Here is a 10,593-nt window from a genome sequence, read left to right on the forward strand (position 1 = left end):
GGCGAAATGCTTTGTTAAATTGATTGATAATATCTTAATATTTATTTCATATGCAGGTGATTACAGACAGATATATTTGTATCGAATTAATACAATCACTCTATGAAACACTTTTTACAATTAAAGTTGGAGAATTTTTCAGACTCTCCAAATTTTGTTTTGGCACAGCAGTCAAGATTATTAGACGAAGCTGGACCTGTTAATCAAAACGGTTTAGAATTAAATTCTAAATCATTAGTAAAAGAGAAAAAAACAAACTTAGGATTTGTTTTCTTTTTTACTCTAATGTTTTCTTTATTTGGATTCGTCCAAAATGCGATCTCTCAAACTACTCTTGTAGTAGGAGATTTATCAATTATTGGATTCCAATTGAATAGCCCAGACTCATTTGCTTTTACGTCATGGGTTGATATAGCTCCAAACACGTACATTAAATTTACTGATAATGCATTCTTGTCTGCTGGTTCTGCAACTGCAACGGGTAATATCAGAGGTGGAGAAAATTTTGTAATCTGGAAAAGTAGTGTTTTAACTCCTGCTGGAACAGTGATCACAATTACTGATAATACTACTGCTTCAACTAACAATGGGACAATTATTTCAGGAAATTTAAGCGGATTGTCTGCTTCAGGTGACAATATTTTTGCATATCAAGGAACTGCAACTTCAGGCGCAAATCCTGACTTTTCTGCAAATACTAATCCAACAACCTTTAATGGAACGTTACTTTTTGGATTATTTGGTCAAGGTACTTCAGCAGTTACATCTTGGTTGACGACAGGAACAGCATCATCAAACACCTCTTATCTACCTTCACAATTGAATGTTGCTAATGGAAATATTGTTTTGGCAAGTTCTTCTACAAGAGGGCAATATACAGGTTCTAGAAATAATCAAACCACTTTAGCAGACTATAAAGCTATGGTAAATAATGTTGCCAACTGGACAACAGCAACTAGTGCTGGTGTTATTACTTTGAATACAACTGCGTTTACTGCTTCGGCACCTAGCAACCCTTCAGTTACGCTTTCTACAAGTGTCAATACTGGTACAGAAGCTGGAACAACAACAATTACAGTTACTGCTACTGCAAATGCTGCCGTTAGTGGTGATCAAACAGTAAATTTGGATGTGTCAGGAACAAATATTACTGCTGGAGATTATGCTTTAAGCAATTCAGTGATTACGATATTAAACGGACAAACAATGGGTTTTGTAACTTTTACAGTTATTGATGATGCTTTAGTTGAAAGTGCAGAAACTGCTACTTTAAAAATAAGTAACCCGTCATCTGGAATTCTACTTGGAACTACTAGCACTCAAAATATTACTATTACCGATAATGATGTAGCTACTAATCCTACTGTTTCACTTTCAGTAAATGCCAATGATGGTTCAGAAGCTGGAATAACAACGATTACCGTTACTGCTACGGCAGATATCGCCGTTGCTGGAGATCAAACTATTGATTTAGGAGTAACGGGAACAAATATTACTGCTGGAGATTATGCTTTAAGCAATTCAGTGATAACGATATTAAACGGACAAACAACAGGTTCTGTAACTTTTACAGTTATTGATGATGCTTTAGTTGAAAGTGCAGAAACCGCTATTTTAACAATAAGCAACCCGTCATCAGGAATTGTTATTGGAGCTACAAGCACTCAAAATATTGTTATTGCTGATAATGACGTAGCAGTTCTCCCTACCGTTTTACTTTCTACAAGTGCCAATGCTGGTACAGAAGCTGGAACTACAGTTATTACCGTTATTGCTACGTCAGATAGTGCAGTTGCTGGAGATCAAACTATAAATTTAGGAGTATCGGGAACAAATATTACTGCTGGAGATTATGTTTTAAGCAATTCAGTGATAACGATATTAAATGGTCAAACTACAGGTTCAGTTACATTTACGGTTGTTGATGATGTTTTGTTCGAAGGGGAAGAAACGGCAACTTTAACTATTAGCAACCCATCTTCAGGTATTGCTTTGGGTGTAACTACTATTCAAAATATTTCCATTACGGATAATGATGTAGCTCCGCCTCCAACTGTTCAACTTTCAGCGAGTGCCAATACAGGAACCGAAGCAGGTGCAACAATTATAACTGTTACAGCTACAGCTTCTGCTGCTGTGTCAGGAGATCAAACATTAAATCTTGCTGTAACAGGTACAGGTATTACAGGAGCTGATTATTCTTTAAGCAATACGCAGATCACGATACTAAGTGGTTCAACAACTGGTATGGTAACCTTTACCATTGTAGATGATGCGGCTGACGAAGGAACGGAAACAGCGACATTAACTATCAGCAATCCTTCTGAGGGTTTTACTTTAGGTGCCACTATTGCTCAAAATATTACTATTACTGATAATGATGCGCCACCTGTTACAACTTTAGCAGCTGGTGATATTTCAGTGATTGGTTATAATCTTTCTGGTACACCAAACGATAATTTTGCTATCTTAGTTCATAAAGATTTGAGTGCGAGAACTATTTTTTATATTAACGATAATGAAATTGCAACCGCAGGTACCAGCACATTTACTGATTTAAATGAAGCTGAAATTTCATTTACGGTTAAAGCAGGACAAATCATCCCTAAAGGAACGGTAATTCTTATCCCTTGGGGTGTAGCTGCTGTTTCAACTTCAACTTATGATTTAACATCTAGCAGTGGAGCAGGGCTTGGAGCTAGTGGTGACGAATTGTACATATATAATGCTTCATCAATAACAGCAACAACAGCAACAAGTTTTATCTGCTTCGCAAAAATTGGTAATTCACCAAGTGCTGTACCTGCCGGTTTAATTTCTGGTACTACATCAATTAACCCATCACTAGTTCCTGGGAGTAGGTACAAAATAAGTGGAGCTTTATATAATGCTTGTCAAGCTGATCTATTAGCAGCTATTGGAAATACTGCTAGCAATTGGCAAACTGTTGCACCTGGTGCCGCTAGCGATTGGACTTTTACAGTTTTACCAGCATGTGCTCCTGTTTTACCAACAGTTACTCTTTCGGTAAATGCTAATACTGCAACTGAAGTAGGAACAACAACAATTACAGTTACTGCTACTGCAAATGCTGCCGTTAGTGAAGATCAAACTCTAAATTTAGGAATATCGGGCATTAATATTACTGCAGGTGATTATGCTTTAAGCAATTCAGTGATAACGATAGTAAACGGACAAACAACAGGTTCTGTAACTTTTACAGTTATTGATGATGCTTTGGTTGAAGGTTCAGAGATTGCTGCTTTGGCAATAAGTAACCCGTCATCTGGAATTACACTTGGAACTACTACCACTCAAGATATAACTATTACTGATAATGATGTAGCTGTTGTCCCTACGGTTTTGCTTTCTGTTAGTGCCAATACAGGTACAGAAGTTGGAACAACAGTTATTACCGTTACTGCTACGGCAGAAAGTGCCGTTGCTGGAGATCAAACTATTGATTTAGGAGTAACAGGAATAAATATTACTGCTGGAGATTATGCTTTAAGTAATTCAGTGATAACGATATCAAACGGACAAACAACAGGTTCTGTAACTTTTACAGTTATTGATGATGCTTTGGTTGAAAGTGCAGAAACCGCTATTTTAACAATTAGTAATCCGTCATCAGGAATTGTTATTGGTGCTACAAGCACTCAGTCTGTGGCAATAACCGATAATGACGCTGCATTAAACATAGATCTTTCTACTTATGTTAGAGTTGGTCGATATAATTTGCCTGAACCAACTCGTACTGCCGCTCCTTCTAATAATTTATTGTGTCAAGAAGCCTCAGCAGTAACTTATAACTGGGATACTGATACCTTGTTTATCACTGCCGATGGTAGTACTTCTGTTACTCAAGTATCAAAAACAGGGCAATTAATTGATACCATGACAATGGCTCAAGGAAGTAGCCCTCAAGGAACTGATTTTTATGACACTGAAGGAATTACGTATGTTGGAAATGGTCAGTTTGTAATGAGTGAAGAGCGTGACAGACAATTGGTAAAGTTTACTTATGCTGCCGGAACTACTCTTACAAGAAGTAATACTCAAACGGTAAAAATTGGAACTTTCGTTCCTAATACTGGAACAGAAGGATTGTCATATGATCCATTGACTGGTGGTTATATTGTTTTAAAAGAGATAACTCCTATTGGAATTTTTCAAACAGGTGTTGATTTTACTGCAGGAACTGCTACTAACGGTTCGGCTACAACAGAGAACTCTACCAATCTTTTTGATCCAGCTTTGTTAGGATTTTCAGATGTTGCTGATGTTTTTGCACTATCTAATTTGCCTTCACTTAACGGACAATCATTATACAATAATTTGTTAGTATTGGGCCAAGAAAACGCTAAAGTGGTAAATATAGACCGAAACGGTGTTATTGCCAACTCACTAACTATTGTTTCGGATGCAGGAAATCCTTTAGACGTTGCTTCTCAACAGCACGAAGGTCTTACTGTGGATCGTAATGGTATATTATATATTGTAAGCGAAAACGGTGGTGGCGATATTGATCATCCACAACTTTGGGTTTATGCCCCTTCTACAGTACCTAATCAAGCACCAACTGTTGTTGCTTTGACAAATACTACTAATGCCATTTTAGAAAATTCTAACACTACCGTAGCCGTTAAGGTATCGGATATAATGGTGACAGACGATGGATTAGGGACAAATAATTTATCTCTAACTGGAACAGATGCTAATTTTTTCCAAATTACAGGATCAAGTTTGTTTATCAAAGCAGGAACGGTATTAGATTTTGAAACTAAAACAAGTTATAATGTTTCAGTAAATGTAGATGATACAACTCTAGGTGCTACTCCTGATGCTTCAATAAATTATGTGCTAAATGTAACTGATGTTTCTGTAGAAACGCCACAAGTTGTTTCGGTAAGTATTTCGGAAGTCGCTTCTTGGTCTAGTAGTAACGCTCTTGTTGTTGCCGATTGGTTTGAAGTAACTAATAATGGAACGACTGCACTTGATATTACAGGTTGGAAAGTAGATGATAGTTCTAATTTATTTACATCAGCTTTAGCCTTAAACGGAATTACAAGTATCGCTCCGGGCGAATCTGTAATTTTCTTGGAAACTAGCAGTACTAATTCAGCAACTATAATTGCTAATTTCAAATCGGCTTGGTTTGGGACTAATGTGCCTTCTGGTTTACAAGTAGGATATTATACTGGTACTGGAATCGGTTTAAGCTCGTCAAGTGATGCTGTAAATTTATACGATGCTTCTGGAGCTCTTATGTCAAAAGTTACTTTTGGAACAGCTACAACAAATTACACTTTTAATAATGCTATAGGTCTTAATAATACTGCCATAACAATATTGAGTCAAATAGGAGTGAATGATGCTTTTGCAGCAGTAAATGATGCTGTTCAAATTGGTTCTCCTGGTTCTGTTGGTAAATTATTTATATCAGAAGTTGCTCCTTGGTCAAGTAGTAATAGCCCAATTGGTGTCGATTGGTTCGAAGTAACTAATACCAAAGCTGTTGCTATTGATATTACAGGATGGAAAATGGACGATAATTCACAATCTCCTGCGGGTGCTGTTGCATTAAACGGAATCACAAGTATTAATCCTGGTGAATCTGTACTATTTATGGAAACTAGTGATTTAGCTGGTAAAACTACCGCTTTCTTAAACAACTGGTTTGGAACAAATCCATCATCAGGAATAAGAATTGGAAATTATACCGGAAGTGGTGTAGGTTTGAGTTCAGGTGGTGACCAAGTAAATTTATACAACGCTACAAGCAGTACACCACAGGCTTCGGTATTGTTTGGTGCTTCGCCAACTACTACTTTTGCTACTTTCGATAACTCGGCTGGACTAAACAATATAACTACTGCGATTACTCAAATGAGTGCAGTAGGAATTAAAGGTGCTTTCATCGCTGCAAATAGTGCTGTAGAAATTGGTTCGCCAGGTACAATCCTAACAGCTCCTTGTCCTACCATTACTGCTACTGCAACACCAGTATCGGCATCGGTTTGTACAGGTGCAACGACTACGGTTTCGGTAACTGCTACCGGTGGTACGTTACCTTATACTGTTTCTGGAAGTTCTTTAACAGTGGGTGTGGGTACATTTAATTACACCATTACTGATGCCAAAGGCTGTACTGCAACAACATCGGTAACTATTACAAATCAACCATTAACAGATAATATCACTCCAATTACGGCTTGTGATAGTTATACTTGGAATGATATTACTTATACAGAATCAGGATTGTATGAAGGTGCAACTACAAATTGTGTAACTGATAAATTGAATTTAACAATAGTGCCAAGTACGTTAACTTTGCAACCAACGAATCCTACTATTTGTAAATCAATAGGTGCTGTAGCAACTGTTTTGGTATCTGCTGCATCAGGGTCAACTTTTAAATGGTATTCTCAAGCGGCTACGGGAACTACTTGGTCAGCTTTAGCAAATAACACTAACTATTCAGGTGTTGATGGCACTACACTAACAATTACAAGAACAACTACTGCGATTCCAGCAACTGGAACAAAATACAGAGCTGTAATTTCAAATTCTTGTGGTGATATGCCATCAGAAATAGTTGTTTTACAAGAGCTTACAGTATTGTCTAAAGTGGCAGCAATATCAGCTAAATCAAATTCTAACACCATTTTATCACCAGCATTGACTACTTGTTCAGGAAATACAGTGAATTTAACATTGGCAGCGGGAAGTATTGGAAACATACAATGGCAAATGTCAACTACATCAGCAACAACCGGATTTGCTGACTTTGGAATTTCAATTGCTCAATCTGCAGTCTCAGCAGTTAATCCTATGATTACAGTTTCTTCTGGAGGGTTAACTCAAGACACTTGGTTTAGAGTTGTAGCTTCTAATAGTTCATGTTCATCTGTGATTGGGCTAGCTACAAAAATTTCAGTTAGTGCTCCAGCAGTTGCAGGGACAATCTCTGGAGGAAATGTAACAGTTTGTGGTTTTGCTGCAAGTGCACTAAACTTAACGGGGACTCTTGTTCCATTTAATAACTCAACCGAGCTTAATTTAATCGGAAATACAGGAACGATAGTTTGGCAAAAATCAACAAATTACAATGCTTCTTCACCAACATGGTCAGCAGAAGGAAGTACAGCAAGCACTTTAATCATCGCGAATTTAACGGCAGATACTTGGTATAGAGCTCAAGTAACCAGCGGAGTATGTAAAGTGTTTACAGATGTTGTAAAAATCACAATTAGTAAAGTGGCAAAAACAGGTACGACTACAGCTACGGCTAATGGTGTTGTAACAACAAGCGTTTGTACAGGGGGTGATATTACTTTTACTTCTGCAACATTTACTGGAACATCTATACAATGGGAAGTTTCTATTACATCTTCAACAACTGGTTTTGCAACTATAGAAGGAGCAAATGCAAGTTCATTTACAATGACAAACGTGACTTATGCACCGCTCTCAAAATTCTATGTGAGAAGTGTTGTTACCAGCGGAGATTGTACAATAGCAAGAAGTGCTATTAAGACGATTACAGTAAATCCAATTTCGGTTGCAGGTAGCATTACGGGCGGTGGAATTCTTTGTTCTGGTGGTGGATCAACAGTAAAAGTTTTAGGAAATACTGGAACTATCCAATGGTTGTATTCTACAAATGGAATAGTTTATGCAAACGTTCCTTCTATGTTATTGCCAAATGCTTTAGCAGGATTTGAAACGTCCTCAACAGGAATAGCCTCAACTTATGTATTTACTAATTTTACAGCTGGTACGGTTTATTTTAAAGCTAAAATCAAAAGTGGTGCTTGTTCAGAAACATTTACAAATGTTGTGGAATATAATATTGGGACAACTGCAGTGTCGGGTGTAGTTTCCGCATTAAGTTCAACAATTTGCCCAGCAACTGGAACAACTTTAACCTTGAGCAATTCAGTAGGATTTGTTCAATGGCAAAAAGCTTTAATTTCAGTAACCACAGGTTTGCCAGGTACTTTTTCCAATATTAAAAATCAAATAGAAACTACTCTAGCAACTGGAAACTTGACTGCTTCAACAGCTTATCAAGCAGTAATAACAATTGGTACTTGTTCTACAATTATAACAAATTATACTGTGGTAAATGTATTGGCTAAACCAATTGCTAAATCAATTACAAGCAATGTAACAAGTCCGTTAGGAGGTTTAACAACTCCATTATGTACAAATGATCCTAAAAAAACATTGACTATTGGTGCAGGTTATGCAGGTGCAATTCAATGGCAATCTTCTAATGTGTCAACTAATAAAGGGTTTGCTGATATTGATGGTGCAACTAGTGCAAGTTACACTATAGCAAACCCTTCAGTTGGGGCTAATTACTATCGCGCAACATTTACTAATACTTGTGGCGTTATTGCAATTAGTGCTCCAGTTACAATTTATTTTACAAATTGTAGCAATTCTGCGAGAGTTGCAGAAACGAAGGATGAAGTTGAAATGACATTTAATGTTTTTGCTTATCCAAATCCATTCAGAGATAACTTTAAATTAAGTTTGGAATCACCAAGCAATGAGAAAGTGAACGTTGCGGTATTTGATTTAAGTGGAAAACTGATTGAACTACGAGAAATAAATTCTAATGAAATCAACACATTAGATTTAGGAAATAACTATCCATCGGGAGTGTTTAATGTGATTGTTACTCAAGGAACATATACTAAAACAGTTCGTGTTATAAAACAATAGTGAGATTCATTTTTTAGAAAAAGATCTTTTAATTTTACAAATCCCCGCTCCCAATTCTTTTGGGATGTCGGGGATTTTTATTTCTATTGCATAAAGTCAGTAAGGGTAGTGTCATATTTAATATTCAAAAATGTAGTCAATTACCCTGTAGCTATAAAAATTGTCAAAGGAATCAAGAGGAAAATAACATTATATTTTTTTAATTAATGTTTATTTTTGTTTATTATATCAGCCCTTTACTGTAATGTTATGGCAAAAAACTTTATGTATATTTGTAGCAAACTATAAATTTTGAATTTAGAATATTTCATAGCCAAAAGGCTTATAACTGCTAAAGATTATAAAAGCAGCATATCGTCGCCAATTATCAAAATTGCTATATCTGCTATTGCCATCGGAATGATTATGATGATTGTGTCGGTAGCAACAGGAATTGGATTGCAACAGAAAATCCGAGATAAAGTTTCCGCTTTCAACGGTCATATCATTATTTCAAATTACGACAACAATCAATCCGAAGTTACACTGGTTCCCATTTCAAAACATCAAGATTTTTACCCAAAATTCACTTCAGTTTCAGGCGTTAGTCACATTCAAGCCATTGCGAGCAAAGCGGGTATAATTAGAACCGAAACAGCTTTCGAGGGGATTATTCTAAAAGGAGTGGGCACAGATTATCGGTGGGACAACATCAAGGAATATATTGTGTCCGGCAAACTACCCAATTTTTCAACGAACATCAATCAAGAAGTAGTAATATCACAATTGCTCGCCAACAGGCTGAATCTAAAAGTAGGCGATTCCTTCAATACTTTTTTCATCAAAGAAGACCAAAATAAATTGCCCAACATTCGAAGATTTAAAGTTGCAGGAATTTTTAATTCTGGATTTCAAGATTTCGACGCTACTTATATAATAGGAGATATTCGGCACATTCAACGCATCAATAAATGGAAACCCGATCAAGTCGGCGCTTTCGAGGTTTTTACCAATGATTTTGACAATATAAAATCCATCGGCGAACAAGTTTACGAGCAAACATCCTCAACACTCGATACAAAAACCATAATCGAGAAATACAGTTACATCTTCGAATGGCTCAAACTCTTCGATTTAAACATCATAATTATTCTTGCAGTGATGATACTTGTCGCCACTATTAATATGGTAGTCGCATTATTAGTCCTCATCCTTGAACGCACCCAAATGATAGGAATACTCAAAGCATTAGGTTCAAACAACTGGTCTGTACGCAAAATATTTCTTTACAATGCATTTTACCTTATAGTTAGAGGACTCTTTTGGGGAAACCTAATAGGTATTTCGCTGTTAGTAATCCAGCAATATTTTGGAATAATCAAACTCAATCCCGAAAATTATTACGTCAACCAAGCGCCAGTTTACATCAATTTGGGCTATATTTTGCTGTTAAATCTACTCACAGTAACAGTTTGCTTTTTGGTTTTACTAATTCCTTCCTATATAATAACCAAAATATCCCCAGTAAAAGCCATCCGTTTCGATTAGTTTTTCTAGGAGCTATTTCCTGCTATCCGTTACAATCTTATGTTGCGTCCCGAAGTTTCGGGACCGTCCCATAAGGATTTCCGCTACTATCAGGGCTAGGGTATTTGTTTTCAAATAGCGATTTGTACTTGTGTTTATACTTACTTCCTACTATATATAGTATAGAAAATCGGCCATCTAAGAATATTGATCCTTCGATTCCTAGCCAAAGCCCAGTCAAAGCTTGGGTTGTTGTGCCCTAGACATTGGTAAATAATGTAGAATATAAAGGAGCAATGCCTATTTCGGATCCTAATCAGATACTATTTTTGATTCCGCGGTAGCAAA

The 10,593-nt window shown here is 36.6% G+C and carries 2 protein-coding genes; both read left to right on the plus strand.

Annotation, left to right across the window (positions count from 1 at the left end; all coding sequences use genetic code 11):
• The first annotated feature begins 102 nt into the window (after positions 1 to 102).
• Positions 103 to 8,739: an SdiA-regulated domain-containing protein gene (locus FNW17_RS09285; protein ID WP_144071487.1), complete on the plus strand. Its 8,637-nt coding sequence runs from the start codon at positions 103 to 105 to the stop codon at positions 8,737 to 8,739.
• 291 nt (positions 8,740 to 9,030) lie between these two features.
• Positions 9,031 to 10,266, plus strand: coding sequence for an ABC transporter permease (locus tag FNW17_RS09290; protein WP_144071488.1), 1,236 nt, complete (start codon positions 9,031 to 9,033; stop codon positions 10,264 to 10,266).
• The last annotated feature ends 327 nt before the right edge of the window (positions 10,267 to 10,593 follow it).

Source organism: Flavobacterium franklandianum (assembly GCF_007097365.1).
Classification (GTDB): Bacteria; Bacteroidota; Bacteroidia; order Flavobacteriales; family Flavobacteriaceae; genus Flavobacterium; species Flavobacterium franklandianum.